The 440-nt window shown below is 52.7% G+C and carries 1 protein-coding gene; it reads right to left on the bottom strand.

The features are described 5' to 3' along the window. The coding region (locus E0765_RS06985; RefSeq protein WP_255417878.1) for a flagellin at window positions 1–440 on the bottom strand (440 nt) is incomplete at both ends.

The raw sequence follows: 440 nt of genomic DNA, 5'->3' as shown, positions 1-440 counted from the left end.
GTTAACCTGCGTAACCGAAATGTTACGAACAACCGACTCCAGCTGGTTCTGGGTAGCCCCGAGAAGTGAACGGATACCGTTGAGCGTATCGAGCGCCGCGTCGATAGCAGAGATAGCGTCTTCCGCATCCGCCTGGGTAGACATACCCACATTTCCAGCCGTTACTGCCAAACCTGCAGTATCCGCCGACGCGATTGAAAGGCTGACCGTCTCGCCCGAGTAGGCACCGATATGGAACAGCTTGCCGCTGAACGAACCGTCAAGCAACGTCTGGCCGTTGAACTTGGTCTGAGAAGCGATATTCTCGATGTTGACGAGCAATACGTTAATCTCATCCTGAATAAATCCGCGTGAAGTCGAGCTTTGCGTATCATTCGATGATTGTACCGCAAGCGTACGCATACGGTTCAAGATGTTCGATACCTCTTCGAGTGCACCGT

It is taken from the genome of Sulfuricurvum sp. IAE1 (assembly GCF_004347735.1).
Classification (GTDB): domain Bacteria; phylum Campylobacterota; class Campylobacteria; order Campylobacterales; family Sulfurimonadaceae; genus Sulfuricurvum.
The sequence above is the reverse complement of the archived record's forward strand: the minus strand, read 5'-3'. Positions and strand labels throughout refer to the sequence as shown.